The sequence below is a fragment of the Pseudomonas sp. LB3P14 genome (genome assembly GCF_054898045.1).
Window position 1 is genome coordinate 7,212,494 of record NZ_CM142714.1, and the last position, 25,213, is coordinate 7,237,706.

24 protein-coding genes and 1 pseudogene are annotated in these 25,213 nt (G+C 58.9%); 10 read left to right on the forward strand and 15 right to left on the reverse strand.

Going from position 1 to position 25,213, the window contains the following annotated elements:
* Positions 1-47 precede the first annotated feature (47 nt).
* Entirely contained in the window at positions 48-935 is an 888-nt protein-coding gene (locus tag ACYZT5_RS33155) for a LysR family transcriptional regulator (RefSeq protein ID WP_462049039.1), read from the reverse strand.
* A 60-nt stretch (positions 936-995) separates the two neighbouring features.
* A pseudogene (locus ACYZT5_RS33160) lies at positions 996-1,169 on the reverse strand (SDR family oxidoreductase); the annotation flags it as partial.
* A 291-nt stretch (positions 1,170-1,460) separates the two neighbouring features.
* Between ACYZT5_RS33160 and ACYZT5_RS33165 the strand changes: the two are divergent.
* Together ACYZT5_RS33165 and ACYZT5_RS33170 are read left to right on the forward strand one after the other, a co-directional pair.
* Complete coding sequence (locus ACYZT5_RS33165) at positions 1,461-1,673, forward strand: type II toxin-antitoxin system HicA family toxin (RefSeq protein WP_462049040.1); 213 nt, start codon at positions 1,461-1,463, stop codon at positions 1,671-1,673.
* Positions 1,673-2,077 (forward strand): type II toxin-antitoxin system HicB family antitoxin, encoded by a 405-nt coding sequence (locus ACYZT5_RS33170; protein ID WP_056742059.1) that lies wholly within the window; start codon positions 1,673-1,675, stop codon positions 2,075-2,077. The genes ACYZT5_RS33165 and ACYZT5_RS33170 overlap by 1 nt, the downstream gene beginning before the upstream one ends.
* Before the next feature lie 77 nt (positions 2,078-2,154).
* On the opposite strand, the gene ACYZT5_RS33175 is transcribed toward ACYZT5_RS33170, so the two are convergent.
* Entirely contained in the window at positions 2,155-3,360 is a 1,206-nt protein-coding gene (locus tag ACYZT5_RS33175; RefSeq protein ID WP_462049041.1) for an MFS transporter, read from the reverse strand.
* A 236-nt stretch (positions 3,361-3,596) separates the two neighbouring features.
* On the opposite strand from ACYZT5_RS33175, the gene ACYZT5_RS33180 reads away from it, so the two are divergent.
* Positions 3,597-4,226, forward strand: a complete 630-nt coding sequence (locus ACYZT5_RS33180; RefSeq protein WP_462049042.1) for a hypothetical protein — start codon at positions 3,597-3,599, stop codon at positions 4,224-4,226.
* 199 nt (positions 4,227-4,425) lie between these two features.
* On the opposite strand, the gene ACYZT5_RS33185 is transcribed toward ACYZT5_RS33180, so the two are convergent.
* The 8 genes from ACYZT5_RS33185 to gcl form a co-directional block, all read right to left on the reverse strand.
* Entirely contained in the window at positions 4,426-5,424 is a 999-nt protein-coding gene (locus ACYZT5_RS33185; protein ID WP_309676598.1) for a sulfate ABC transporter substrate-binding protein, read from the reverse strand.
* Between the two features lie 103 nt (positions 5,425-5,527).
* Positions 5,528-6,352 carry an ion transporter gene (locus ACYZT5_RS33190; RefSeq protein WP_462049043.1) on the reverse strand — a complete coding sequence of 275 codons (825 nt, stop codon included), beginning with the start codon at positions 6,350-6,352 and terminating at the stop codon, positions 5,528-5,530.
* Between the two features lie 21 nt (positions 6,353-6,373).
* Positions 6,374-7,288: an urea transporter gene (locus ACYZT5_RS33195; protein WP_462049044.1), complete on the reverse strand. Its 915-nt coding sequence runs from the start codon at positions 7,286-7,288 to the stop codon at positions 6,374-6,376.
* A gap of 118 nt (positions 7,289-7,406) precedes the next feature.
* Complete coding sequence (gene pyk, locus ACYZT5_RS33200) at positions 7,407-8,822, reverse strand: pyruvate kinase (protein WP_462049045.1); 1,416 nt, start codon at positions 8,820-8,822, stop codon at positions 7,407-7,409.
* A complete protein-coding gene (locus ACYZT5_RS33205; RefSeq protein WP_462049046.1) occupies positions 8,812-10,092 on the reverse strand; it encodes a glycerate kinase type-2 family protein in 1,281 nt (426 codons plus the stop codon). Before ACYZT5_RS33205 ends, pyk begins: the two co-directional genes overlap by 11 nt.
* 146 nt (positions 10,093-10,238) lie before the next feature.
* The gene (locus tag ACYZT5_RS33210) at positions 10,239-11,129 is read right to left on the reverse strand and encodes a 2-hydroxy-3-oxopropionate reductase (RefSeq protein ID WP_462049047.1); all 891 of its coding nucleotides are present in this window, start codon (positions 11,127-11,129) and stop codon (positions 10,239-10,241) included.
* 50 nt (positions 11,130-11,179) lie between these two features.
* Positions 11,180-11,959, reverse strand: coding sequence for a hydroxypyruvate isomerase (hyi, locus tag ACYZT5_RS33215; protein ID WP_462049048.1), 780 nt, complete (start codon positions 11,957-11,959; stop codon positions 11,180-11,182).
* A gap of 176 nt (positions 11,960-12,135) precedes the next feature.
* Positions 12,136-13,911 carry a glyoxylate carboligase gene (gene gcl / locus ACYZT5_RS33220; RefSeq protein WP_462049049.1) on the reverse strand — a complete coding sequence of 592 codons (1,776 nt, stop codon included), beginning with the start codon at positions 13,909-13,911 and terminating at the stop codon, positions 12,136-12,138.
* A 266-nt stretch (positions 13,912-14,177) separates the two neighbouring features.
* Between gcl and ACYZT5_RS33225 the strand changes: the two genes are divergently transcribed.
* A complete protein-coding gene (locus ACYZT5_RS33225; protein ID WP_462049050.1) occupies positions 14,178-14,618 on the forward strand; it encodes a GlcG/HbpS family heme-binding protein in 441 nt (146 codons plus the stop codon).
* A 227-nt stretch (positions 14,619-14,845) separates the two neighbouring features.
* On the forward strand, positions 14,846-15,304 hold the full coding sequence (locus ACYZT5_RS33230) for an REP-associated tyrosine transposase (protein WP_462049051.1): 459 nt from the start codon (positions 14,846-14,848) through the stop codon (positions 15,302-15,304).
* 130 nt (positions 15,305-15,434) lie between these two features.
* On the opposite strand, the gene ACYZT5_RS33235 is transcribed toward ACYZT5_RS33230, so the two are convergent.
* The gene (locus ACYZT5_RS33235) at positions 15,435-16,040 is read right to left on the reverse strand and encodes a TetR/AcrR family transcriptional regulator (protein ID WP_462049052.1); all 606 of its coding nucleotides are present in this window, start codon (positions 16,038-16,040) and stop codon (positions 15,435-15,437) included.
* A gap of 134 nt (positions 16,041-16,174) precedes the next feature.
* Between ACYZT5_RS33235 and ACYZT5_RS33240 the strand changes: the two genes are divergently transcribed.
* On the forward strand, positions 16,175-17,089 hold the full coding sequence (locus ACYZT5_RS33240; protein ID WP_462049053.1) for a DUF808 domain-containing protein: 915 nt from the start codon (positions 16,175-16,177) through the stop codon (positions 17,087-17,089).
* Between the two features lie 76 nt (positions 17,090-17,165).
* Here the strand turns inward: ACYZT5_RS33240 and ACYZT5_RS33245 are convergent, their stop codons facing one another.
* The gene (locus ACYZT5_RS33245) at positions 17,166-17,954 is read right to left on the reverse strand and encodes an MlaA family lipoprotein (protein WP_462049054.1); all 789 of its coding nucleotides are present in this window, start codon (positions 17,952-17,954) and stop codon (positions 17,166-17,168) included.
* The gene (locus ACYZT5_RS33250; protein ID WP_462049055.1) at positions 17,947-19,245 is read right to left on the reverse strand and encodes a serine/threonine protein kinase; all 1,299 of its coding nucleotides are present in this window, start codon (positions 19,243-19,245) and stop codon (positions 17,947-17,949) included. The genes ACYZT5_RS33245 and ACYZT5_RS33250 overlap by 8 nt, the downstream gene beginning before the upstream one ends.
* Before the next feature lie 224 nt (positions 19,246-19,469).
* Here ACYZT5_RS33250 and ACYZT5_RS33255 point away from each other — a divergent pair, with 224 nt between their 5' ends.
* A complete protein-coding gene (locus ACYZT5_RS33255) occupies positions 19,470-19,841 on the forward strand; it encodes a hypothetical protein (protein ID WP_462049056.1) in 372 nt (123 codons plus the stop codon).
* A gap of 118 nt (positions 19,842-19,959) precedes the next feature.
* Here the strand turns inward: ACYZT5_RS33255 and ACYZT5_RS33260 are convergent, their stop codons facing one another.
* A complete protein-coding gene (locus ACYZT5_RS33260) occupies positions 19,960-21,555 on the reverse strand; it encodes a glycoside hydrolase family 17 protein (protein WP_462049057.1) in 1,596 nt (531 codons plus the stop codon).
* A 300-nt stretch (positions 21,556-21,855) separates the two neighbouring features.
* Here ACYZT5_RS33260 and ACYZT5_RS33265 point away from each other — a divergent pair, with 300 nt between their 5' ends.
* From ACYZT5_RS33265 to ACYZT5_RS33275, 3 genes are all read left to right on the forward strand, one after another.
* Entirely contained in the window at positions 21,856-22,707 is an 852-nt protein-coding gene (locus ACYZT5_RS33265) for a glycine betaine ABC transporter substrate-binding protein (RefSeq protein ID WP_462049058.1), read from the forward strand.
* A gap of 239 nt (positions 22,708-22,946) precedes the next feature.
* Complete coding sequence (locus ACYZT5_RS33270) at positions 22,947-23,258, forward strand: DUF485 domain-containing protein (protein WP_017337238.1); 312 nt, start codon at positions 22,947-22,949, stop codon at positions 23,256-23,258.
* The gene (locus ACYZT5_RS33275; protein ID WP_462049059.1) at positions 23,255-24,913 is read left to right on the forward strand and encodes a cation acetate symporter; all 1,659 of its coding nucleotides are present in this window, start codon (positions 23,255-23,257) and stop codon (positions 24,911-24,913) included. Before ACYZT5_RS33270 ends, ACYZT5_RS33275 begins: the two co-directional genes overlap by 4 nt.
* The last annotated feature ends 300 nt before the right edge of the window (positions 24,914-25,213 follow it).

A 25,213-nucleotide genomic window follows, 5' to 3' on the forward strand; every position in this document is an offset into this window, starting at 1 on the left:
GGCTATTCGAATCAAACGAAAATCGCAATAAACGAAACGAGTGGGTTTCAGGTCTCCTTCGCCAATACCCCCTGAACATAATCTACAAACGCCCGAGCCTTGGCGCTGGCCATTTTGCCGGTGGGAAACACCGCCCAGAGGTCCAGATTCGGCAGCGCCCACTCCTTCATCACTTCCCTGACCGCACCGTTGGCGAGTTCCGGCGCAAACATCCACTCCGACGCCATGGTCAGCCCTTGGTGGGCGAGCACCGCTTCACGTAAACCTTCGGCGGCGTTGACGCGGATCCGGCCGCTGATGAGGACTGACTGTTCTTCGATGCCTTTCTTGAACTGCCAATGGGCACCGCCACCCAAGGTGTAGGCGATTGCGTGATGTTTGCTCAGATCGGCAGGGCAGTTGGGTTCGCCGTGTTTTTCGAAATAGGCGGGCGTGCCCAGCACCACGCGACGGCATTCGGCGATTTTGCGGGCGGTGAGACCTGAGTCGCTCAGGGCGCCCATACGCAGGGCGATGTCGACGCCTTCTTCCACCAGATTGATATTGCGGTCATCCAGCATCAGGTCGATGTTCAGCTCAGGGTTCTGATCGAGGAACGGTCCGAGGTGCGGAACGATGTGCAGTCGGCCGAAGGTCACGGCGGCGCAGATTCGCAGGTTGCCACTCAGGCCGCTGGCGGCACCGCGAGCGGCATTGTCAGCCTCATCAGCTTCTTCGATGGCACGCTTGGAGCGTTCGAAAAACGCCTGCCCGGCCTCGGTCGGTGTCAGGCCTCGAGTCGAACGCAACAGCAGCCGAACGGCAAGGCGCGCTTCCAGTTGCGCGATGGCTTTCGACACGGCGGGCTGGCCGATATTCAAGCGTCGGGCGGCGGCGGAAAAGGAACCGGTTTCCACCACGTAGACGAAGGTTTCCATTGCGCCGAGACGGTCCATCAAAGTCCTTGTGCAAGTCTGAATAATGTTGAGCTCCCACAAGGGGACATGTGTTGTTGGTTAGAACGCGGCTTTACCTATCGAAGCGCCACCGTCGACAAACAAGGTTTGCCCGGTAATAAACCCGCTCTGCTCGGACAACAAAAACGCAATCGCCGCCGCGATCTCCTGCGGCTGCCCCAGCCGACCTATCGGCACGCCGGCCAGATAACGCGCTTCACCCTCACTGCCCGGTACGTCGGGTCATTGCATGCTCCGTGAAAGAACATGCCGCGGGTCAGGCGGCATTTGATCGTTAGCCGCGAATCGCATCCCAGCATCGCTTCAGCTCAGGTCGCTGAGTGTAATCCGGGTTGACCTCGGCGTGACGGATCAGGCTGAGCGAAAGTATTCATTCTTGGGAAGAATGCCGCGGCCCGCAATCACACTCTGTAAAACAACCGAACGTCGTGATTCGGATTTTTGTGCTTGAGTAAAGATAACTCTAGAGTTACTTTTGTTTAGGCCTGAGCAAGGAGGCTATTGGTGCAGAGCAGGCTATTGATCAAGGAGTTGGAGGAGGCCGGCTGGATACTGGATCGGATTGCCGGCAGCCATCACATCTTCAAACACCGATACAACCCGTACACGATACCCGTCCCTCGTCCGAAAAAGGATTTGCCGATCGGGACGGTCAAAAGCATCAGGAGGCGAGCCGGGCTGTATTGCCCGGGAGCCAGTTACGCAGGAGATCCATAATGCAATATCCAATCTGTATCGAGTGGGGAGACGAGAACACCGCCATCGGTATTCAGATCCCCGATATTCCAGGCGCCGTAACGGCCGGGGATACGTTTGAAGACGCCTATAACGCAGCGGTCGAGATTGCCCACATCATGCTTCAGGAGATCGCGGCTGACGGGGAGTCAATTCCGATGCCTACCTCTGCGGCTGCTCATCGTGGAAATCCAGACTTTGCCGACATGGGCTGGGGAATGCTGGAGCTGGACATCGCCCCCTATATGGGCAAAACCGAGAAGGTCAACGTAACGCTGCCTGGCTATGTGATTCAGCGCATTGACCGATATGTGCGTGAGCATAATGTCAAAAGCCGCTCTTCCTTTCTGGCAGATGCGGCGATGGAGAAGTTGGTTCGGCACTGAGTGGTGTCAGTCACACAGCAATCGCAGGCAATCTCGGTCCCGTAGGAGCGAGGCTTGCCCGCGAAGCTTTTGGCACCTTAAGCCGTGGCCAACGAACGCCTCTCTGAAACACTCAAAAACCGCAGCAACGCCAACAGCGGAAACGCGCTACCCACAATCACGATCCACAACCAGCCGCCGTGTTCATACACCGCACTGGCCACCGAGGAACCAAACGCGCCGCCGATAAAAATGCTGGTCATGTACAGGGCATTCAGGCGGCTGCGGCTTTTGGCGTCGAGGGCGTAGACCGCGCGTTGGCCAAGCACCATGTTCATCTGCACGCAGAAGTCGAGTATCACGCCGGTGACCGCGAGGCCGATGACGCTGTAGGCCGGGTGGACGAAGGCGGGCAGGAAGCTCAGGCTGGCAAACAACAGGGCCAGCAGTGAAGCAACGCGGGTGTGGCCGGCATCGGCCAGTCGACCGGCAATGGGGGCGGCGATGGCACCGATGGCCCCGACCAGGGCGAAGATCGCGATCTGGGTTTGCGACAAGCCATGGTTGCGCGCCAGTTCCAGCGGCACGGCGGTCCAGAACAGGCTAAACGTGGCGAACATGCAACCCTGGTAGAACGCGCGCTGGCGCAATACCGGCTGTTGACGCAACAGGGTCCAGAGCGAACCCAACAACTGACCATAAGACGCGCTGTGATCAGGCTGGCGCTTGGGAATCGTCAGCGCCAGCACGATGCTGATCGCCGCCATCAACACCGCTGCAATCACAAACATCGCACGCCAGCCGAAATGGTCAGCCACCACGCTGGACACCGGTCGCGCCAACAGAATCCCCAGCAGCAAACCGCCCATGATCCCACCGACTACACGACCACGTGACTCTTCCGGCGCCAGGTGTGCAGCCAGCGGTATCAGGATCTGCACCGACACCGAACTGAAACCCACCAGTAGCGAGATCAGCAAAAACACGTTTGGCTGATCGGTGAACGCTGCGCCCAGCAGACTGGCAATCGCCACCACGGTGGTGATGATCATCAAGCGGCGGTTTTCCAGCAGATCACCCAGCGGCACCAGGAAAAACAAACCTAACGCGTAACCAATCTGGGTCAGCGAAACGATCAGGCTGGCCATGGTGCTGGTCAGGCCGATGTCGGGTGCGATCAGGCCGATGATCGGTTGGGCGTAGTAAATGTTGGCAACAATGGCGCCGCAGCAGAAGGCAAACAGCAGCACCATGCCTTTGGTCATTGTCGCGGCGCCGTGGGGCACCTGGGTTGCTGGGTTCATATCGGGTCTCGCTGAACAAAAGGGAATGCGCGAAGGCTAATGGGCTGACCGGAACGGCGGAAGAGGGGTTGGAGTGATAGCAATCATTCCTTTGCGGAATGAGTGACGGACGTGTGTGATGTTCGTCGATGAACCTTGCGTCAAAACATTGAGGTCCGATGATACATTCACTTACATCCTGTTCGATAGCGTGCTTATGTTCTCTCCTCATGTTTCATAAAACGGAAGGCACTTCCATGAATGCGATGTTTCGTCACCTGATTCGCGGCGCTTCAGCCATTACCTTGATCACCTTGTTCACGGCAGGTCTCGCCCAGGCCGCCGACGCGCCGGGCATGCGTATCGGCGTTCGCGGCGAGATCACCGACGTCAGTCCCGACGTGCTGAAAGTCCACGTCAACAGCGGCGAAAACGTGGTGATCAACCTGACCAAAGACACCAAAGTCCGCGCCGTTACCCTGGCCAATATCGAAGACATCAAACCCGGCAGCTACATCGGCTCGGCTGCCATACCGCAGGAGGACGGAACCCTCAAGGCCCTGGAAGTCCACGTCTTCCCACCGGAACTGGCCGGCAGCGGCGACGGGCATCGGCCGTTTGATCTGGTCAAGGGCAGTAGCATGACCAATGGCAGCGTGGGCGATCTGGTGGTCAGCAATGGTCGGGTATTGACCGTCAACTACAAGGGCGGCCAGCAGAAGATTCTGGTGCCGGAAGACGTGCCGATCGTGAATCTGGTGCCGGGTGATCGCAGCTTGCTGAAGGTGGGAGTGAAGATCGTGACGTTTGTCACCCAAAGTGCGGACGGTACGCTCACCGCCCAATCGATTTCCGCGGGCAAGGATGGCGTAACACCGCCGATGTAACGGTGCGTCGAGGAGTAAACTCACCACTGATCGTTCCCACGCTCTGCGTGGGAATGCCTCAACGGACGCTCTGCGTTCGGCTCTGGATGGGACGCGGAGCGTCCCGGGCTGCTTTCCCACGCAGAGCGTGGGAACGATCAGTCAGCGGCCACAAAAAAAGGCGACCTTCTCAGGTCGCCTTTTTCATTGGGCTCAGGAATTACTGGCCGCTGTAAATCTGATCAAAGATCCCACCATCATTGAAGTGAGTCTTCTGCACAGTCCGCCAGTCACCAAAGGTCTTCTCTACTGACAGGAAATCCACTTTCGGGAAACGGTCGGTGTATTTGGCCAGCACCGCCGGATCACGCGGACGCAGGTAGTTCGCCGCGGCAATCTCCTGACCTTCCGGCGACCACAGGTACTTCAAATATTCCTCAGCTGCCGCGCGGGTGCCTTTCTTGTCGACTGTTTTGTCGACCACCGACACCGGCGGCTCGGCTTCAGCAGAAACACTCGGGTAGATCACTTCAAACTGGTCACGACCAAACTCACGCGCAATCATTTCCGCTTCGTTTTCGAAGGTCACCAGCACGTCGCCAATCTGGTTGGTCATGAAGGTGGTGGTGGCTGCACGGCCACCGGTGTCGAGGACCGGCGCTTGTTTGAACAGCTTGCCGACGAAGTCTTTGGCTTTGCTTTCGTCACCACCGTTTTTCAGCACATAACCCCAGGCCGAGAGGTAGGTGTAGCGGCCGTTGCCCGAGGTTTTCGGGTTCGGCACGATCACCTGCACGCCGTCCTTGAGCAGATCGGGCCAGTCTTTCAGGGCTTTCGGGTTGCCTTTGCGGACGATGAACACGGTGGCCGAGGTGAACGGCGCGCTGTTGTTCGGCAGGCGGGTGACCCAGTTGTCCGGGACCAGTTTGCCGTTGTCCGCGAGGGCGTTGATGTCGGTGGCCATGTTCATGGTGATGACGTCAGCCGGCAGGCCATCGATGACCGAACGCGCCTGTTTGCTCGAGCCGCCGAAAGACATCTGCAGGGTGATGTTTTCGTTGTGCTCGGCTTGCCAGTGTTTCTGGAACGCAGTGTTGTAGTCCTTGTAGAAATCTCGCATCACGTCGTAGGAAACATTGAGCAGGGTCGGTGCGGCCTGAGCCACGCTGGTCAGTGCCAGGCCAGCGGCCAGAAGTGAGGCGCCAAAGAGTTTTTTCACTGCGCAGTCCTTGTTCTAGAAGTTTTTATTTAGAAAGTGGGGCAATTTGCCAGCGACTATAGCCGGGCCCGCATAGTCCTTTAAAGATTAAAAAGCTCTTTGCTTATTCCAGTTTATTGAACAGTTGATTACCGCACCGCGAGCAGAATGCCGCGCCGTGTTCGTGGTTGTTTTTCTTGCACACCGGGCAGTCGTGTTGCAGTTGCTCGCCACGCATGGCGTTGGCCAGTTCGGCGGTAAAAATCCCCGTGGGCACGGCGATGATCGAGTAACCGGTGATCATCACCAGCGACGAAATCACCTGGCCCAGCGGTGTCTTGGGCACGATGTCGCCGAACCCCACGGTGGTCAGCGTCACGATAGCCCAATAGATACCCTTGGGAATGCTGGTGAAGCCGTGTTCCGGGCCTTCGATCACATACATCAGCGTGCCGAACACCGTGACCAGCGTGCAGACGCTGACCAGAAACACCACGATTTTCTGCTTGCTGCCGCGCAGCGCCGACATCAAATAGTTGGCTTGCTTCAGATACGGGCTGAGCTTGAGCACGCGGAAAATCCGCAGCATCCGAATGATCCGGATGATCAGCAGGTACTGCGCATCGCTGTAATACAGCGCAAGGATGCCTGGCACGATCGCCAGCAAATCCACCAGCCCATAAAAGCTGAACGCGTAACGCAACGGCTTCGGCGAGCAGTACAGGCGCAGGCCATATTCGATGGCGAAGATGACGGTGAAGCCCCACTCGATGTATGCCAGCACGTTGGCGTAGTTCTGGTGAATGGAGTCGATGCTGTCGAGCATCACGATCACAATGCTGGCGAGGATGATCAACAGCAAAATGCCGTCGAAGCGCCGACCGGCCGTGGTGTCGCTCTGGAAAACCATGACGTAAAGCTCTTCACGCCAGTTTTTGCTGCTGTCCATGGAAAACGCCTGAACCGAGAATCAGCGCAGCCTAGGGTGATTCTCCTCCAGAGTGCAAGGCGTACGGGCGACAGTGGTCTTGCCGAGCATTTGAACAACCGCGCGGATCAGCCAGCAGGAGAGGATGAACGGCGCGGTCAGCGTTGGCAGACCGATGGCGGCAAACACCGGTGTCAGCAACAGCGCTGATGCCATACCGACCAGCGGCAGCCAAGGCTTCTGGCGCTGCGAGCTGAAGGCGAGGGCGGCGAGTACGGCGTTATAGCCACCGAGGCCGATCAATGCGGTATAGAAGTCGTGATGCAGCATGCTCCAGCCCATGCCCGCGACAGACGCCAACAACGCCCAGCAGAATGCGCGGCGATCAGCGATCAGCAAACCCACGGCAATCATCGCACCGGCCAGCGGATGACCGAGGAACATCACCTGGCCGAGGCCTTTCAGTGGTGCGGCGAGCATGTTCAGCGTATTGATTTCGATCAAGTGCGCATTTGTCGAGGGCGTGGCGAAGCACAGCAGCAACCATCCCAGCCCCACGAAGGGCGCCGTATAGGCAGGCAGGTATTGGCTGACCCGGACGCGTTTGAGCCACTGTTGAGTGAACATCGCGCTCAGGCCGCCAGCGGCGATGATCAGCGGCGGAAACATCGCTGACCATGGGAAGTAGAGGCTCAGCAGCAAACCGAGCAAGACACCGTTGTAACTGAAGAGCCCTGCCTGTCGATCGGCCTTGGCATAACCGCGTCGTTGTGCGGTGAGCAACCCGGCGACACCGCCCAGCAGTGCACCGCCGAGCAGGGCCGGCGCGGTGAAAAGAATGGCCAGCAGGCAAAGCAGGCCGCACAGCGGATGGCGCTGGAGGAAGACCTGACTGAAACCGTTGAGCAGAGCAGTCGCCCAGTCGGGGCAGTGGGTGTTGAAGTGGTTGGCAGGCATTTTAGGTCTGTGAGTCAGAGGGACCGTGTAATCGTTCTTCGCGGGCAAGCCTCGCTCCTACAAGGACAGCGCGATCCTGTAGGAGCGAGGCTTGCCCGCGAAGAGGCCGGTGTAGACGCTAAATCAACGTCTCAATACGCAGTGAGTTAGTCGACCCTGGCTGCCCAAACGGCACACCCGCGGTGATCAATAAAGTGTCGCCACGCTTGGCCATGCCCTGCGCCTGCGCAATCTCCAGCGCCGTCGAGCACACCTCATCCACCTGCCGCAGCCGATCATTGACCACCGAGTGCACGCCCCACGCCACCGTCAACCGGCGAGCGGTTTGCAGGTTCGGTGTCAGGTTCAGGATCGGCACCGTCGGCCGTTCCCGCGCGGCTCTTAAACTCGACGTCCCCGACTCGCTGTAATTCACCAGCACCGCCACCGGCAGCACATTGCTGATGCGACGAATCGCGCAGCTGATCGCGTCAGAAACAGTCGCTTCAGCCTTCGGCCGGCTCACGTCCAGTTGTGTCTGATAGTCCGGGCCGTTTTCCACTTGGCGGATGATTTTGCTCATCATCTGCACGGCTTCCAGCGGGTATTCGCCGGACGCGGTTTCCGCCGACAACATCACCGCATCGGCACCTTCGGCCACGGCGTTGGCAACGTCGGTCACCTCCGCACGGGTCGGGGCAGGGGAGAAGCGCATTGACTCGAGCATCTGCGTGGCCACCACCACCGGTTTGCCGAGTTCGCGGCAGATGGTGATGATGTTTTTCTGAATCTGCGGCACGCTTTCGGCCGGTACTTCCACGCCCAGGTCACCGCGAGCAACCATGATCGCGTCGCTCAATTCGGCGATCTCGCGCAGTTGAGTCACCGCCGATGGCTTCTCGATCTTGGCCATCAAAAACGCTTTGTCGCCGATCAGTTCGCGCGCCTCGCGAATGTCTTCCGGACGCTGCACAAACGACAGCGCCACCCAGTCCACACCCAGCTCCAGACCGAAGCTCAAATCGCGACGATCCTTGGCGGTCAGCGGGCTCAGGTCGAGCACCGCTTGCGGCACGTTCACACCTTTGCGGTCCGACAGCTCGCCGCCGTTGAGCACGGTGGTGTCGATCGCGTCGGAGTATTTGGTGACTACACGAAGACGCAGCTTGCCGTCGTCGAGCAGCAGGTCCATGCCTGGCTCCAGCGCCGCGATGATTTCCGGGTGGGGCAGGTTGACCCGACGTTCATCACCCGGCGTCGGATCAAGATCCAGACGCAGAGCCTGACCGCGATGCAGTTGCACCTTGCCCTCGGCGAACTTGCCAACCCGCAGTTTCGGGCCTTGCAGGTCCATCAGAATGCCCAGCGGATAATTCAGCTGGCGCTCGACTTCACGAATCCACTGATAGCGCTGAGCGTGGTCGGCGTGATCGCCATGGCTGAAGTTCAGGCGAAAGATGTTGACCCCGGCCTGCACCAGCTCACGGATGTCGTCGATCCCGACGGTGGCAGGGCCGAGGGTGGCGAGGATTTTAACCTTCTTGTCAGGCGTCATTTTTAGGGTTCTCGAGAATCAGGATGGCTCGGAAGTCGTTGACGTTGGTGCGGGTCGGCTCGGTGACGATCAGCGCGTCCAGCGCCTCGAAATAGCCGTAGCCATTGTTGTTGTCCAGCTCGTCGCTGGCGCTCAAACCGAGTGCGGCGGCGCGGGCGTAGCTGTCCGGGGTCATGATCGCGCCGGCGTTGTCTTCGGAGCCGTCAATGCCATCGGTGTCACCGGCCAGCGCGTAGACGCCGGGCAGGCCTTTGAGGCTGTCGGTCAGGCTCAGCAGGAATTCGGCGTTACGTCCGCCACGACCATTGCCACGTACGGTGACCGTGGTTTCACCGCCCGAGAGGATCACGCAAGGCGCTGCCAGTGGCTGACCGTGCAGCACGACCTGACGAGCGATACCGGCGTGAACCTTGGCCACTTCGCGGGACTCGCCTTCCAGGTCGCCGAGGATCAGCGGACTGAAACCGGCCTGACGTGCTTTCACCGCAGCGGCTTCAAGTGACTGCTGTGGGCGGGCGATCAACTGGAAATGACTACGCGCCAGGCTCGGGTCGCCGGGTTTGACCGTCTCCGATTCCGGGCTCTGCAGCCAGTTACGCACCGAGACCGGAACGTCGATGGCGTAGCGCTTGAGGATCGCCAACGCTTCGGCCGAGGTGCTCGGATCGGCCACGGTGGGGCCGGAGGCGATGACCGTGGCGAGGTCGCCCGGTACATCGGAAATCGCATAGGTATAAACCGTGGCAGGCCAGCAGGCTTTGCCGAGACGACCGCCCTTGATCGCCGAGAGGTGTTTGCGTACGCAATTCATCTCGCCAATGGTGGCGCCGGATTTGAGCAGGGCTTTGTTGATCGACTGCTTGTCGGCCAGGGTGATGCCGGCCGCCGGCAATGCCAGCAGGGCAGAGCCACCGCCCGAGAGCAGGAAGATCACGCGGTCGTCTTCGCTCAGGTTGCTGACCAGTTCCAACACGCGTTTAGCGACGGCCAGACCGGCCGCGTCCGGCACCGGGTGAGCGGCTTCGACCACTTCGATTTTTTCACACGGGGCGCCGTGACCGTAACGCGTTACCACCAGACCTGATACTTCACCCTGCCAGCAGCGCTCGACCACCTGGGCCATGGCCGCGGCGGCTTTGCCGGCGCCGATGACGATCACCCGACCGCTGCGATCTTTAGGCAAATGGGCTTCGAGGACTTGCTGCGGATGGGCCGCGTCGATGGCTGTGGCAAACAGCTCGCGCAGGAATTGTTGCGGATTGACCGACATGGCGGGCTCCCGGATTTCTTGTTATTGGGTTTGACGCGAACCCTGTGGGAGCGAGCCTGCTCGCGATTCAGGCACCACGGTGTTCCGGGCACACCGCGGCGATTCCATCGCGAGCAGGCTCGCTCCCACAGGTTTTGGTGTAGGGCTTACTTATCGCGAATCGAGAAATTCGCCATGTGTTCCAGGCCCTTGATCAGCGCCGAGTGGTCCCAATTGCTGCCGCCGATGGCCGCGCAGGTGCTGAACACTTGTTGGGTGTTGGCGGTGTTTGGCAGGTTGATGCCCAGCTCGCGTGCGCCGGCCAGGGCCAGGTTCAGGTCTTTCTGGTGCAGGCTGATGCGGAAGCCTGGGTCGAAGGTGCCTTTGATCATGCGCTCGCCGTGTACTTCGAGGATCTTCGACGATGCGAAACCGCCCATCAGCGCTTCACGGACCTTGGCGGGATCAGCACCGTTTTTCGACGCAAACAGCAGGGCTTCGGCCACGGCCTGGATATTCAGCGCCACGATGATCTGGTTCGCCACTTTGGCGGTTTGACCGTCGCCGTTGCCGCCCACCAGGGTGATGTTCTTGCCCATCGCCTGGAACAGCGGCAGAACGCGTTCGAAGGCATCGGCATCGCCGCCGACCATGATGCTCAAAGTCGCAGCCTTGGCACCGACTTCACCGCCAGACACTGGCGCGTCGAGGTACTGAGCGCCTTTTTCGTTGATTTTGGCGGCGAAGGCTTTGGTGGCGGTCGGCGAGATCGAGCTCATGTCGATGACGATTTTGCCTTTGCCGACACCGGCCGCAACGCCGTCGGCGCGGAACAGCACGTCATCGACCTGCGGGGTATCCGGCACCATGACGATGATGAATTCGGCTTCTTGGGCGACTTCTTTCGGGTTCGCCAGGGCGACGGCGCCACCGGCAATCAGCTCAGCAGGCGCGGGATCGTGGTGCGCCGACAGGAACAGGCTGTGACCGGCTTTTTGCAGGTTCAATGCCATTGGGTGGCCCATGATGCCGGTGCCGATAAATCCGATTTTAGCCATGAGAAATTCCTCTTGTTTTTATAGCTGCCCCCTCATACATGGGGAGCGCTTCAGATAGCGTTATGAGTCTTCAACCAACCCAGACCTGCTTCAGTCGTGGTCAGCGGCTTGTATTCACAGCCAACCCAACCCTGATAACCGATGCGGTCCAGGTGTTCGAACAGGAAGCGGTAGTTGATTTCACCGGTGCCCGGTTCGTTGCGCCCTGGGTTGTCCGCCAACTGCACGTGATTGATCTCGCCCAGGTGCGATTGCAGGGTGCGGGCCAGGTCGCCCTCCATGATTTGCATGTGGTAGATGTCGTATTGCAGGAACAGGTTGGCGCTGCCGACCTGTTCGCGAATCGACAGGGCTTGCGCCGTGTTGTTCAGGTAGAAACCCGGGATGTCTCGGGTGTTGATCGCTTCCATCACCAGTTTGACGCCCGCCGCTTGCAGCTTGTCGGCCGCGTACTTGAGGTTGCTGACGAAGGTTTTTTCCACGATGGCATCGTCGATGCCTTGCGGAATACCGGCCAGGCAATTGATCTGGGTGTTGCCCAACACTTTTGCGTAGGCAATCGCCAGGTCGACACCGGCGCGGAACTCTTCAACCCGATCCGGCAGGCACGCGATACCGCGTTCGCCCTTGGCCCAGTCACCGGCCGGCAAGTTGAACAGCACCTGGGTCAGGCCGTTGGCGTCGAGCTTGGCTTTGATGTCGGCGGAGCTGAAGTCGTAAGGGAACAGGTATTCGACACCACTGAAGCCGGCCTTGGCGGCGGCTTCAAAACGGGCAAGAAAATCCTGCTCGGTGAACAGCATGGACAGGTTGGCTGCGAAACGCGGCATGGTGGTCTCCTTCCGGATAAAAGTACAAATGGCCCGGCTAAACGCGATCAGTCCCCTCTCCTGGGGGAGAGGGTTAGGGTGAGGGGGAATCTGAAGTCTGATCCCGATAATGCGAACGCCGCAAAACCTTTCCCTCACCCCAGCCCTCTCCCGGAGGGAGAGGGGGCCAGACCGGGTCAATCCAGCAGCGAAATCGCCGTTGGCGCATCGTTGCCGACCAGCGCCAGGTCTTCGAATTCGTTGACGGCGTTGATCTCGGTGCCCATGGAAATGTTGGTCACGCGCTCCAGAATGATCTCGACGATCACCGGCACCTTGAACTCTTCGATCATCTCCTGAGCCTTGCGCAGGGCAGGCTGGATCTGACCCGGTTCGAACACACGCAGCGCCTTGCAGCCGAGGCCTTCAGCGACCGCGACGTGGTCGACCCCGTAGCCGTTGAGTTCCGGAGCGTTCAGGTTGTCGAAGGCCAGCTGCACGCAGTAGTCCATGTCGAAACCGCGCTGAGACTGACGGATCAGACCCAGGTACGAGTTGTTGACCACCACGTGGATGTACGGCAGCTTGAACTGCGCGCCCACCGCCAACTCTTCGATCATGAACTGGAAGTCATAGTCGCCCGACAGCGCCACGACCTTGCGGGTCGGATCAGCCTTGACCACGCCCAGCGCTGCCGGAATGGTCCAGCCCAGAGGACCTGCCTGACCGCAGTTGATCCAGTGACGCGGTTTGTAGACATGCAGGAACTGCGCGCCAGCAATCTGCGACAGACCGATGGTGCTGACGTAGCACGTGTCCTTGCCGAACACCTGGTTCATTTCTTCATACACGCGCTGCGGCTTGACCGGCACGTTGTCGAAGTGAGTCTTGCGCTGCAGGCTGGACTTGCGCTGCTGGCAGTCTTGCAACCAGGCGCTGCGGTTTTTCAGCTTGCCGGCGGCTTGCCATTCGCGAGCGACTTCGATGAACACGGTCAGCGCGGCAGCGGCGTCGGAAACGATGCCCAGGTCCGGGGTGAACACGCGGCCAATCTGGGTCGGTTCGATGTCAACGTGAATGAATGTGCGGCCTTCGGTGTAAACGTCGATCGAACCGGTGTGACGGTTGGCCCAACGGTTACCGACACCCAGCACCAGGTCGGACTTGAGCATCGTGGCGTTGCCGTAGCGGTGCGAGGTTTGCAGACCGACCATGCCGACCATCAACGGGTGATCGTCCGGGATGGTGCCCCAGCCCATCAGGGTTGGGATCACCGGAATGCCGGTCAGCTCGGCGAACTCCACCAGCAACTCGCTGGCGTCGGCATTGATGATGCCACCACCGGCAACCAGCAATGGACGCTCAGCCTGGTCAAGCATGGCCAGAGCCTTCTCGATTTGCACGCGGTTAGCAGTTGGCTTGGCCAGCGGCAGTGGTTCGTAGGCCTCGATGTCGAATTCGATTTCAGCCATCTGCACGTCGAACGGCAGGTCGATCAGCACTGGGCCTGGACGGCCGGAGCGCATTTCGTAGAAGGCTTTCTGGAACGCATAAGGCACCTGGCCCGGTTCCATGACGGTGGTTGCCCACTTGGTCACTGGCTTGACGATCGCGGTGATGTCGACAGCCTGGAAGTCTTCCTTGTGCATACGGGCGCGGGGTGCTTGCCCGGTGATGCAAAGGATCGGGATCGAGTCGGCCGAGGCGCTGTAGAGCCCGGTGACCATGTCGGTACCGGCAGGGCCGGAAGTGCCGATGCACACGCCGATGTTGCCGGCCTTGGTGCGGGTGTAGCCCTCGGCCATATGCGAGGCGCCTTCAACGTGGCGAGCGAGGACGTGATCGATGCCACCGACCTTCTGCAAGGCGGAGTACAGCGGGTTGATCGCGGCGCCCGGGATGCCAAAAGCGGTATCAACCCCTTCACGGCGCATCACCAGAACGGCGGCTTCGATTGCTCTCATTTTGCTCATGGTTTTGTGCCTCTTACGTTTTGTAATTGTATACAAGTGGCTTTGCGCAGAGTGTATTCACGGCGGACGGCGCAGGTCAATCCATTTTCTCAAGCGGCTGTTTCATTCGTCGGAAGCCCGGTCTACTGTGGCTTTTCGTCGCATGTGGCGCTTTTCGATAATTATTGTATACAAAAAAATAACTCATTGTGTTCTATTTGTTGCATCGGACTGCTGAACAAAAAGCAGTCCAGCAGCTTTCCCTATAACAAAATGAGGACGGCACCATGAGCGCTTTAACCCTGAAAGTCGCAGTCAACCTGATCAGTCAGGCCATCTCCGCGGGGCGTGCAATCTCGGCAGCTCCATTGACCATCGCAGTACTGGATGCCGGTGGGCACTTGGTCACCCTGCAACGCGAAGACGGCGCCAGTCTGCTGCGCCCGCAGATCGCCATCGGCAAAGCCTGGGGCGCCATCGCCCTGGGCAAAGGCTCGCGCCTGCTGGCACTGGACGCCCAACAACGCCCGGCGTTCATCGCCGCTTTGAATAGTCTGGGGCAAGGCAGTGTTGTGCCGGCACCGGGAGGTGTGTTGATCCGGGATCAGGAAGGGAACGTGCTGGGGGCTGTGGGTATCAGCGGGGATCTGTCTGATGTTGATGAGCAATGTGCGATCAGTGCGATCGAGGCGATGGGGTTGAAGGCGGATGCGGGGGTGACTGCTTGATTATGTATTGACTGATCCATTGCTATCGCGGGCAAGTCGGATCGCCGCACCGCCGCTCCCACAGGATTTGCAAGTGCACACAAAATCTGTGAACTTCAGCGATCCTTGTGGGAGCGGGCTTGCCCGCGATGACTATCTACCAGACACATCCAGCTAAAAGTTTGCCGCACTCGTTGGCATTCACAGGTCTAGTCTTTTCATGAGTTCATCATGAAAGAGGCAAAGGAATGCCGGACTTACCCGCTTCACATCGTCTGCGAACGGGTCGCTATGCCGAACCCCATCGAATCTATTTGCTGACCACCAATACGCTTGATCGCAAGCCGGTTTTTGCCGATTTCGCTTTGGGCAGATTGGTTGTTCATCAGTTTCGCCGAGCCCATAACCTGGGAATAGTGAATTCACTGGCTTGGGTAGTTATGCCTGATCACTTCCACTGGCTGGTCGAATTGGAGAAATGTTCGCTCAGCAATCTGATGCGCCAAACCAAGTCATTGAGTACTCGAGAGGTGAACCTTTCCAGTAATAGAACTGGGCCACTCTGGCAGCAGGGCTATCACGACCGAGCATTAAGGCGAGAAGAAGACTTGGTGAAGATGGCGCGGTACGTTGTAGCCAACCCATTGCGGGCGGGGCTTGTAGAGCGGCTTGGCGACTATCCGCTGTGGGATGCTATCTGGCTTTAAGACTTGAAATTGAGTCGCCCCCAATCGCGGGCAAGCCCGCTCCCACAAGGATCGAAGGTGTTCATAGAATTTATAGGCACCACAGATCGTGTGGGAGCGGGCTTGCTCGCGAAAGGCGCGCTGCGGTGTATCAGTCCGGCTCACACCCCTTCAGCACCAACCGGATAATGGTCTGCGCCGCCGCTTCATAGTCCTCTTCATCCAGCTTGGCCTTGCCGGTAATCGCGGTGATCTGCCAGTCAAAGTCGGCGTAGGTCTGCGTGGCGGCCCAAATGCTGAACATCAGGTGGTTGGGGTTTATGGGGGCGATCTCGCCGCGGTCGATCCAGGTCTGGATGCAATCGATGTTGTGCTTGGCCTGGCCGTTGAGCCGTTCCACCAGATCGGCGCTCAGGTGCGGGGCGCCGTGCATGATTTCGCTGGCGAACACCTTGGAGGCGAAGGGCAGGTCGCGGGAGATGCGGATTTTCGAGCGGATGTAGCCGCTCAGCACTTCACTGGGCACGCCGTCTGCGTTGAACGGTGTCGAGGCCTGCAGGATCGGCTCGATGATGCTTTCCAGGACCTCGCGGTAGAGGTTTTCCTTGGATTTGAAATAGTAATAGACGTTGGGCTTGGGCAATCCCGCCTTGGCTGCGATGTCACTGGTTTTGGTCGCAGCGAAGCCCTTGTCGGCAAATTCTTCACTGGCGGCACGCAGGATCAGTTCTTTGTTGCGCTCGCGGATAGTGCTCATAAACCAGGGGGTTCCTTGCCTGTTCTGGCGGTTGCGCATGGTAGCACCGGCCTCGCGCGGCGCTCAAGAATGCCCCGTGCGGCAGCCGGCCGCGCTATGCTGCGCGGCATTCATTCAAGAAGGAAACCTGATTCATGGCAGGAAGCAGTTTGCTGGTGCTGATCGACGACATCGCCGCTGTACTCGACGATGTGGCGTTGATGACCAAAATGGCCGCCAAGAAGACCGCTGGCGTGCTCGGCGACGATCTGGCGCTCAATGCCCAGCAAGTCAGCGGCGTACGCGCCGAGCGGGAAATCCCGGTGGTGTGGGCGGTGGCCAAGGGGTCGTTTCGCAACAAACTGATCCTGGTGCCCTCGGCCCTGGCCATCAGCGCGTTCATTCCCTGGCTGGTCACACCGTTGTTGATGATCGGCGGCGCTTACCTGTGTTTCGAGGGTTTCGAAAAACTCGCCCATAAATTCTTGCACAGCAAGGCGGAAGACCAGGCCGAGCATGCAGAGCTGGTCGAGGCCGTGGCCGATCCGGCAGTCGATCTGGTGGCCTTCGAGCAGGACAAGATCAAAGGCGCCATCCGCACCGACTTCATTCTCTCTGCAGAAATTATCGCAATCACCCTAGGCACCGTGGCGGATGCCTCGCTGACCCAGCAAGTCATCGTGCTTTCAGGCATTGCCATCGTCATGACCATCGGCGTCTACGGCTTGGTGGCGGGCATTGTCAAACTCGACGACCTCGGCTTGTGGCTGACCCAGAAGCCTGGGCAGATGGCCAAAAGCATCGGCGGCGCCATTCTGCGGGCTGCACCGTACATGATGAAAAGCCTGTCGGTGATCGGCACGGCGGCGATGTTTCTGGTGGGTGGCGGAATTCTTACCCACGGCGTGCCGGTGGTTCATCATTGGATTGAAAGCGTCAGCGCGGGGGCGGGCGGTGCCGGTTTTATCGTGCCGACGTTGCTGAATGCGGTGGCGGGGATTGTGGCCGGTGCAGTGGTGTTGGCCGGCGTCATGGCGGCGAGCAAAATCTGGAAAGCCTTCAGAGGCTGATCGTTCCCACGCAGAGCGTGGGAACGATCAGGCCATTCGATCTGCATCGAATGGCCTTTTTTTGTTGCCGATGGAATTACTCGGCGATCTGCAACTTGCGCGACTCGGTGTACACGTAACGCACCTTCTCGTACTCGAACGGCGAGTTCAGTTGGCCGTAGCGAAAGCTGGTCTGGTAGCGCTTGTCGACGCTGCGCAGGACCCAGATTTCCGGGTGGTTTTCGCTGACTTGAGCGACGTTCAGGAAGTTGATCGCGTTCTCGGCGGTGAAGTCCACTGCCAGGCCACCGGTGTCGCGGATGTTCGAAGGGCCAAGGATCGGCAGCACGAAGTAGGCGCCGCCCGGTACACCGTAGAAGCCCAGCGTCTGGCCGAAGTCTTCGCTCTGGCGTGGCAGGCCCATGGCGGTGGCCGGGTCCCACAGGCCGGCGATACCGATAGTGGTGTTGAGCAGCAGTCGCGCGGTGGTTTCCATCGAGCGCTTCCCTTTGAACTGCAGCAAGCTGTTCATCAGGTTCGGTACGTCACCGAGGTTGTTGAAGAAGTTGCTGACGCCGGTACGCAGGAAACTCGGCGTGATGTAGCGATAGCCGTCAACCACTGGCAGGAATACCCATTGGTCGAAGCGGTAGTTGAAGTGGTAGACGCGGCGGTTCCACTCTTCCAGCGGGTCATAAACGGCCAGCGCGCTGAGCGTCGAGCGTTCGAATTCGCGCTGATCCAGCCCCGGGTTGAATTTGAGTTTGCTCAGCGGCTCCTTGAAGCCATCACTGTCGATGACAACCGGTGCGTTGGCTTTGCTGTTGTCGGCATTGGCGACGCCTGCACAGAGTAACGCTGCGATAAGCAGGAGGTATTTAGCCACGGAAGAACTCCAGCATGGCGTCGCTGTTGACGCGGTAATTAAGGTTGCCGCAATGGCCGCCCAGCGGATAAACGGTCAAACGATCGCCAAAGGTCTTGCGCAGGAAACCGAGGTCGCCAGGGCCGAGGATCACGTCGTCGGCGTTGTGCATGACGGCGATTTTCGGGCTGTCGTGCAGGTAATCCTTCAGCGCATACAAACTGACCTGGTCGATCAGTTGCAGCAGGCTGCCGCCGTCGGTGCGGGCGCGCCACATCGGGATGAGCTGTTCGGTGATGTAACAGTCGAAGTCGCACTGCAGCGCACGCTTGAGGTACGGCGTGAGGCTGGTGCCTTCGGTAATCGGGTACTTCGGCGGGGTGATGAGGCCGCGGCGGTTGATCAGGTCCGAGGTGAAGGCAATGTCGGCCGCCGAGAAGCGAAATGAGGTGCCGATCAGCATGGCCATCTGTTCGTTGCTCAGGTGCTGCTTGGACTGCTGGAAGTCGTAGAGCAGGGCATCGTTGAGGTCGATGTAGCCTTTTTGCTGGAAGTAGCGGGTCAGTTTGTTCAGCACCAGTTCATAAAACGTTGTGCTGTTGTTGATGCCCTTGACCTCGGTCTGGACGAGTTTGTCGAGGTTGGTGATCGAGGTGTAGAGATTGACCGGCGGGTTGAGCAGCAAGACTTTCTTGAAGTTGAAGCTGCGGCGGGTTTCGTCCAGGTGCGCGACAAATGCCGCGTCCAGGGCACCCAGGCTGTAGCCGGTCAGGTAGTAATCGGTGACGGGGACTTTCGGGTTTTGTGCCCGCACGGCCTGCATTACCCGGTACATGTCTTCGGCATCGTCCTCGGTGATACCCGGGGTGGCGAAGCGTGAGGCTGCGCTCATGAAGTCGAAGCTGGTGGGCGACGACAGTTGCACCACGTGGTAGCCGGCCTTGTAGTAGAGCTTTTTCAGGTATTCGTTAAGGCTGCTGTCGTAGCGCGCGCCGGTGCCGGAGATCAGGAAAATCAGCGGTGCGGCTTTGTCCTGGGTGGCGATGCGATAGGTGAGTTTCTTCACCGGCCAGAAGTTGTCCGGCAGGTCGAATTCACGCTCCGGGCGCAACCTGACGCTGCGGTCGGCCTGAGTGATGTCGTCGTCCAGCGGCAACTCCGGGCGCAAGTCCGGCGGTGTCGTGGCAATGGTCGCCTCGAACGGGTTCGTCAAGGGGTAGCCATAGCTGGCGGCGTCGATGTCGACCGCCAGTGCGGACGCACTCAAAATAAGGCCGCCAAACAGGGCGGCGAAGCGCAAGGAACGGAGCATGACTAGATCCCTTAGAGAAAGGTGCCGAATGAAGTTCGCAGGCTATGACCACGGGATTTGCGCCAAAGTGCCATGGATCGGCACCAATCAGGCCTAATTTCGGAGTAATGGTAGCTGGACGATACACTTTGCAGCTATTTCGTGACCAATTATCTGTTGCGTGCGTTTGCTTAGCGCTGGCGGGGGATTAAGCTGGCCGCCGTTTTCGTTTATTGGAGTGCTTCATGTCCCGCCGTCTGCCTGTGATTCTACTGCTCGTTCTCCTGCCGTTATGGCTGGCCGCCAGTTATGGCGCGCGTTATGGCTTTATGGAGGATGCTCAATGGGTTGGCGTCTGTGTGGACGACGCGAGTCGCTGGGAATGTCAGATTCGTTCGAGCCTGGGGTTGATGATTCACTTCAAGGTGTTGGGTTGGGCGGCGTTGGGCGCGGCGATCACCGGTTTTGTGTTGCCGGGTCGGGCAGGGTGGTGGCTGGCGGTGCTGGCGCTGTTGATCGGGTTTCCGGCGTTGGCGTTGTACAACACGACTTTGGCTGTTTTTGCGGTGGTGATTGCTGCTTTGCGTCTGGTCAGGGCTTCCCGCAGCGCCCGATAATCAGCCTTCGCGGGCAAGCCTCGCTCCTACGGATTTGTGTCGGTTACATCCTTTATGAACGACACAATAGTGTAGGAGCGAGGCTTGCCCGCGAAGAGGCCAGTCGCCTCGCTGAAGATCAGCCCTTGTAAACCCGCAAACTGCGCCACAACGCTGCAACCATCAACACACTCACCAGCGCCCAACCCCAGGCCTGCTGGTTCTGCAACCCTTCACGGAACAGCTGCGGCGCAATGCCTGCGCCAATGATGAAGGTCAGCAGGGCGATTTCCCGACGCGGCACGCTTACCGGGCGGCACAGATAAACCAGCGCCGGCAGCACGAAAGCGACACTCGGAAAGCTGCGATAGCGCGGGTCGAACACCAGTTCCAGCATCATCACCGCAGCGGCAAACCCCGCCGCTGCCACCCACCAGCCAGCCCGACGTTCCAGCGCATTGAATGCACGTTCACGCCAACCGGTGCGTGCGCTCAGGGTCAGCGCGGCATGGGCCAGCACCAACAGATTCAAACCCGTCAGCAGCGCCACCCACAACCATTCACTGGCAAACCGCGTGGTGACACGCGCCAGATCACCCCAGGCACCAATCGAGCAAGCCGCCAGCGCACCCAGCAGCGGCAGGACCAACGCTGCGCGAGTGCTGCGAACACGCCCGCCGAGGATCAGTGTGCCGAGGAAGATCAAACCGCCCACCAGCAGCCACTGCGACCAGTACGGCACGTTCGACACCGGACCTGCCAGCACGCCCTTGTCCTGACGATCGGCGTCGAACAGCCCCCAGTAACCACCGACCGCGCCTTCGCTGGCGCGTTTCCACGGCTGGTCAAAAGCTTCGATCAGGTTGTAATGCCAGCCTTGCTGCTCCGCCATGATGACAAAAGAGCGAATGAACTTGGCTTCATTGACCCGGCTCGGCAGAGCGGTTTCGCGCTGACGGCCTTCGCTCGGCCAACCGGTTTCGCCAATCATCACGTCCTTGGGTGCGAATTTGTTACCGAACACCTGACGCACCTCGGCTACATGTTGCAGCGCGGCGTCGATATTCGAGGGATCGTCTTCCCAGTACGGCAGCAAATGGATGGTCAGGAAGTCCACTGCCGGGGCGACTTCCGGGTGCTTGAGCCAGAACTCCCAGACATCGGCGTAAGTGACAGGTTGTTTGACCTGGCTTTTGACTTTATTAATAAGCTTGGCCAACTGCGCGCCAGTGACCTCCTTGCGCAACAGGGTTTCGTTACCGACGATCACCGCGGTCACCACGTCCGCGTTCGCGTTGGCTGAGGCGATCAGCAGGTCGACTTCCTTGGCGGTGTCTACCGGATTGCTGTTGACCCAGGCGCCAATCATCAGCTTCAGCCCGTGCTTGCGCGCCAGGTCGGGCAGGGCCTCAAGGCCTGTCATCGAGTAGGTGCGGATGCATTCGAAGCGAGTCGCCAGCAGCGCAAGGTCGGCGTCCATGCGCTCGGGGCGCAACTTGAACGGCTGATCGAACGGCGATTGATCCTTGTCGAACGGGGTGTAGGAGGCGCATTGCAGCTTGTGCGTCGCGCTGGCCACATCCGGCAGCATCACCGGTTTACCGAGGCTGTACCAGAAGCCACCGAGGGCAAAAAGCCCCAACAGGCAGGCGAATAGATAAGCAAAAAAAGGAAAGCGTGATGTCGCGGGCATGGTCAGGCCGTCTGGGAGCAAAGCCGCGCATGTTACCTTCATTTGCCGCGTGCTTGGTGGCCTGCATAATTTTGACATGCAAAGTTCGGGCGGATTGGCCGGCGGAGTTCCGGTGGTCTAGATTAATGGCGTTCTGATGTCGTTTCTCGATGCCTTGAGGTCGCTGGCAGAGAAGGTCGCCATTGGCGTGAGGTTGATTATCGACGCATCAGTGCTCTCATAGATAAATCACGCTGATGTTCGGATGAGTTTGCGGTGGGCGTGATGGGGGCGCTGTGCACCATAACAATACGTTGACGCGACTCGGCATCCGTCGAGCGCAGCACTTTCGGGGAAGTAACGATGAAGATGCGACGACTTTTAGGCGCGAGTGCCGCTCTGGTGCTTGCGATTGGCTCCACATTCGCCAATGCCGAGAGCAAAACCCTGAGCATCGGCTACGTTGACGGTTGGTCCGACAGCGTTGCCACCACTCATGTGGCGGCCGAAGTGATCAAGCAGAAGCTGGGTTATGACGTGAAGTTGCAAGCCGTCGCCACCGGGATCATGTGGCAGGGTGTGGCCACTGGCAAACTCGACGCCATGATGTCTGCGTGGTTGCCTGTGACTCACGGCGACTACTGGGCCAAGAACAAGGATCAGGTCGTCGATTACGGTCCGAACTTCAAAGACGCGAAAATCGGCCTGATCGTACCGGAGTACGTCAAGGCCAAATCCATTGACGATCTTAAAACCGACGAGAGCTTCAAAAAACGCATCGTTGGCATCGACGCCGGTTCGGGCGTGATGCTCAAGTCCGAGCAGGCGATCAAGGACTACGATCTGACCGGGTATCAACTCAAGGCCAGTTCCGGCGCCGGCATGATCGCCGAGCTGACCCGTGCCGAGAAGAAAAACGAATCCATCGCCGTCACCGGTTGGGTGCCGCACTGGATGTTCGCCAAGTGGAAACTGCGCTTCCTGGATGACCCGAAAGGCGTTTATGGCGCGGCTGAAACCGTGGACAACATCGGCAGCAAAGAACTGGCCACCAAGGCTCCGGAAGTTGCCAAGTTCCTGAAGAACTTCCAGTGGGCGTCGAAAGACGAAATCGGCGAAGTCATGTTGGCCATTCAGGACGGTGCCAAACCTGAAGCCGCCGCGAAGGATTGGGTGGCCAAACACCCGGAACGCGTTGCAGACTGGACCAAATGATTTGAGCTGACGCGTCTAGTCAGCACCTTCCAGGGCCGCTTGGTATCACTGCCAAGCGGCCTTTTTGCATTCCCGCATTTTTGCAGAGAGAAGATGGGTGCAAAGCAGGCTAATTAATCTCTGCTGAAAAATGGCAGAACGGTCATGTCGTTCTAATACTAAGGTCGTCTGGAACCTGTTCCGCAGCCGCATAGAGTGGATGACGTTACAACTTCATCTGTGCTGCGAGGATAAAAACAATGAACGACAGCATTTACCTCTCGATTCAAAACAGCCCGCGCTTCAAGGAGCTGGTTAGTAAAAGGGAACGATTCGCCTGGATTCTTTCAGCGATCATGCTTGGGCTTTACTCCGGATTCATCCTTTTGATTGCTTACGGGCCGCATATTCTGGGCGCGAAAATCAGCCCTGAGTCTTCGATTACCTGGGGGATACCCATTGGTGTCGGGCTGATTCTCTCGGCCTTTATCCTGACTGCAATCTACGTACGACGCGCCAATGGCGAATTCGACGACCTGAACAATGCGATTCTCAAGGAGGCTCAGCAATGATCCGGCGTCTAATGGCTCTATTGAGCATCGCAGCCTTTGCCCCTGGTGCCTGGGCGGCTGAAGCCCTCACGGGTGAAGTGCATAAACAACCGCTCAACGTTTCCGCGATCCTGATGTTCGTGGCGTTCGTTGGTTTGACCCTGTGCATCACCTACTGGGCCTCCAAACGCAACAATTCGGCGGCTGACTACTATGCGGCGGGTGGCAAGATCACCGGCTTTCAGAACGGTCTGGCGATTGCCGGCGACTACATGTCGGCGGCGTCCTTCCTGGGTATTTCCGCCCTGGTGTTCACCTCCGGCTACGACGGCCTGATCTACTCGATCGGCTTCCTGGTGGGCTGGCCGATCATTCTGTTCCTGATCGCCGAGCGCCTGCGTAACCTGGGTAAATACACCTTTGCCGACGTGGCGTCCTACCGCCTCGGGCAAACCCAGATCCGCACGCTGTCTGCTTGCGGTTCGCTGGTGGTGGTGGCGTTCTACCTGATCGCGCAGATGGTCGGTGCCGGCAAGCTGATTCAGCTGCTGTTCGGTCTCGACTACTACGTCGCCGTGATCCTGGTCGGTATCCTGATGTGCCTGTACGTGTTGTTCGGCGGCATGCTGGCGACCACTTGGGTGCAGATCATCAAGGCGGTGCTGTTGCTGTCCGGTGCATCGTTCATGGCGCTGATGGTCATGAAACACGTCAACTTCGACTTCAGCTTGCTGTTTTCCGAGGCGATCAAGGTTCACCCTAAAGGTGAAGCGATCATGAGCCCGGGCGGCCTGGTGAAAGATCCGGTCTCGGCATTCTCCCTGGGCCTGGCACTGATGTTCGGTACCGCTGGCCTGCCGCACATTCTGATGCGCTTCTTCACCGTGAGTGACGCAAAAGAAGCTCGCAAGAGCGTGCTGTATGCAACCGGCTTCATTGGCTACTTCTACATCCTGACGTTCATTATCGGCTTCGGCGCGATCCTGCTTGTCAGCACCAACCCTGCCTTTAAAGATGCGGCTGGCGCGCTGTTGGGCGGCAACAACATGGCGGCGGTTCATCTGGCTAATGCGGTCGGTGGCAGTATCTTCCTGGGCTTCATCTCGGCAGTCGCGTTCGCAACCATTCTGGCTGTAGTGGCTGGTTTGACGCTGGCCGGTGCTACGGCGGTGTCTCACGATCTTTATGCCAGCGTGATCAAGAAGGGCAAGGCCAACGACAAGGACGAGATCCGCGTCTCGAAAATCACCACCATCGCTCTGGGCGTGCTGGCGATCGGCCTGGGCATTCTGTTCGAAAGCCAGAATATTGCGTTCATGGTGGGCCTGGCGTTCTCCATCGCGGCGAGCTGTAACTTCCCGGTGCTGCTGCTTTCCATGTACTGGAAGAAGCTGACCACGCGTGGTGCGATGATCGGCGGCTGGCTGGGTCTGATCAGTGCCGTTGGTTTGATGGTCCTTGGGCCAACCATCTGGGTGCAGATCCTGCATCACGAGAAGGCTATCTTCCCGTATGAGTACCCGGCGCTGTTCTCGATGGCTATTGCGTTTGTCGGGATCTGGTTCTTCTCGATTACTGACAAGTCGACGGCGGCTGATAATGAGCGGGCGCTGTTTTTCCCTCAGTTTGTTCGTTCGCAGACTGGCTTGGGGGCGAGTGGGGCGGTTGCTCACTAAGGCTTCAGGTTTGCTTATGTAAGCTGCGTTAAACAGAAATGCCCCGGTCGAGAGATCGGGGCATTTTTTTGGACGCTGCGTTGACTCTGTGGGAGCGAGCCTGCTCGCGAAGGCGGCCTCAGGGGCGACGAAGATTTTGCGGGTGTCCCCCGATTTCTTGTGGGAGCTGGCTTGCCTGCGATGGCTATGTTTCAGGCGATATGTTTTTTGAGGGTGTACATATCCATTCCTGCGATAACGGCGGCTATTGGTTCCGCCCTTACGGCGGGTTACTTGGAAAAGCGCCAAGTAACCAAGCGC

What these genes read in the sequence shown, in the direction of transcription:
- ACYZT5_RS33275 (WP_462049059.1), top strand. Translation starts at nt 23,255, where the DNA reads ATGATCCGGCGTCTAATGGCTCTATTGAGCATCGCAGCCTTTGCCCCT.
- ACYZT5_RS33195 (WP_462049044.1), bottom strand. Translation starts at nt 7,288, where the DNA reads ATGCCTGCCAACCACTTCAACACCCACTGCCCCGACTGGGCGACTGCT.
- ACYZT5_RS33175 (WP_462049041.1), bottom strand. Translation starts at nt 3,360, where the DNA reads ATGAACCCAGCAACCCAGGTGCCCCACGGCGCCGCGACAATGACCAAA.
- ACYZT5_RS33155 (WP_462049039.1), bottom strand. Translation starts at nt 935, where the DNA reads ATGGACCGTCTCGGCGCAATGGAAACCTTCGTCTACGTGGTGGAAACC.
- ACYZT5_RS33230 (WP_462049051.1), top strand. Translation starts at nt 14,846, where the DNA reads ATGCCGGACTTACCCGCTTCACATCGTCTGCGAACGGGTCGCTATGCC.
- gcl (WP_462049049.1), bottom strand. Translation starts at nt 13,911, where the DNA reads ATGAGCAAAATGAGAGCAATCGAAGCCGCCGTTCTGGTGATGCGCCGT.
- hyi (WP_462049048.1), bottom strand. Translation starts at nt 11,959, where the DNA reads ATGCCGCGTTTCGCAGCCAACCTGTCCATGCTGTTCACCGAGCAGGAT.
- ACYZT5_RS33270 (WP_017337238.1), top strand. Translation starts at nt 22,947, where the DNA reads ATGAACGACAGCATTTACCTCTCGATTCAAAACAGCCCGCGCTTCAAG.
- ACYZT5_RS33180 (WP_462049042.1), top strand. Translation starts at nt 3,597, where the DNA reads ATGAATGCGATGTTTCGTCACCTGATTCGCGGCGCTTCAGCCATTACC.
- ACYZT5_RS33255 (WP_462049056.1), top strand. Translation starts at nt 19,470, where the DNA reads ATGTCCCGCCGTCTGCCTGTGATTCTACTGCTCGTTCTCCTGCCGTTA.
- ACYZT5_RS33170 (WP_056742059.1), top strand. Translation starts at nt 1,673, where the DNA reads ATGCAATATCCAATCTGTATCGAGTGGGGAGACGAGAACACCGCCATC.
- ACYZT5_RS33235 (WP_462049052.1), bottom strand. Translation starts at nt 16,040, where the DNA reads ATGAGCACTATCCGCGAGCGCAACAAAGAACTGATCCTGCGTGCCGCC.
- ACYZT5_RS33240 (WP_462049053.1), top strand. Translation starts at nt 16,175, where the DNA reads ATGGCAGGAAGCAGTTTGCTGGTGCTGATCGACGACATCGCCGCTGTA.
- ACYZT5_RS33260 (WP_462049057.1), bottom strand. Translation starts at nt 21,555, where the DNA reads ATGAAGGTAACATGCGCGGCTTTGCTCCCAGACGGCCTGACCATGCCC.
- ACYZT5_RS33265 (WP_462049058.1), top strand. Translation starts at nt 21,856, where the DNA reads ATGAAGATGCGACGACTTTTAGGCGCGAGTGCCGCTCTGGTGCTTGCG.
- pyk (WP_462049045.1), bottom strand. Translation starts at nt 8,822, where the DNA reads ATGACGCCTGACAAGAAGGTTAAAATCCTCGCCACCCTCGGCCCTGCC.
- ACYZT5_RS33250 (WP_462049055.1), bottom strand. Translation starts at nt 19,245, where the DNA reads ATGCTCCGTTCCTTGCGCTTCGCCGCCCTGTTTGGCGGCCTTATTTTG.
- ACYZT5_RS33205 (WP_462049046.1), bottom strand. Translation starts at nt 10,092, where the DNA reads ATGTCGGTCAATCCGCAACAATTCCTGCGCGAGCTGTTTGCCACAGCC.
- ACYZT5_RS33190 (WP_462049043.1), bottom strand. Translation starts at nt 6,352, where the DNA reads ATGGACAGCAGCAAAAACTGGCGTGAAGAGCTTTACGTCATGGTTTTC.
- ACYZT5_RS33225 (WP_462049050.1), top strand. Translation starts at nt 14,178, where the DNA reads ATGAGCGCTTTAACCCTGAAAGTCGCAGTCAACCTGATCAGTCAGGCC.
- ACYZT5_RS33210 (WP_462049047.1), bottom strand. Translation starts at nt 11,129, where the DNA reads ATGGCTAAAATCGGATTTATCGGCACCGGCATCATGGGCCACCCAATG.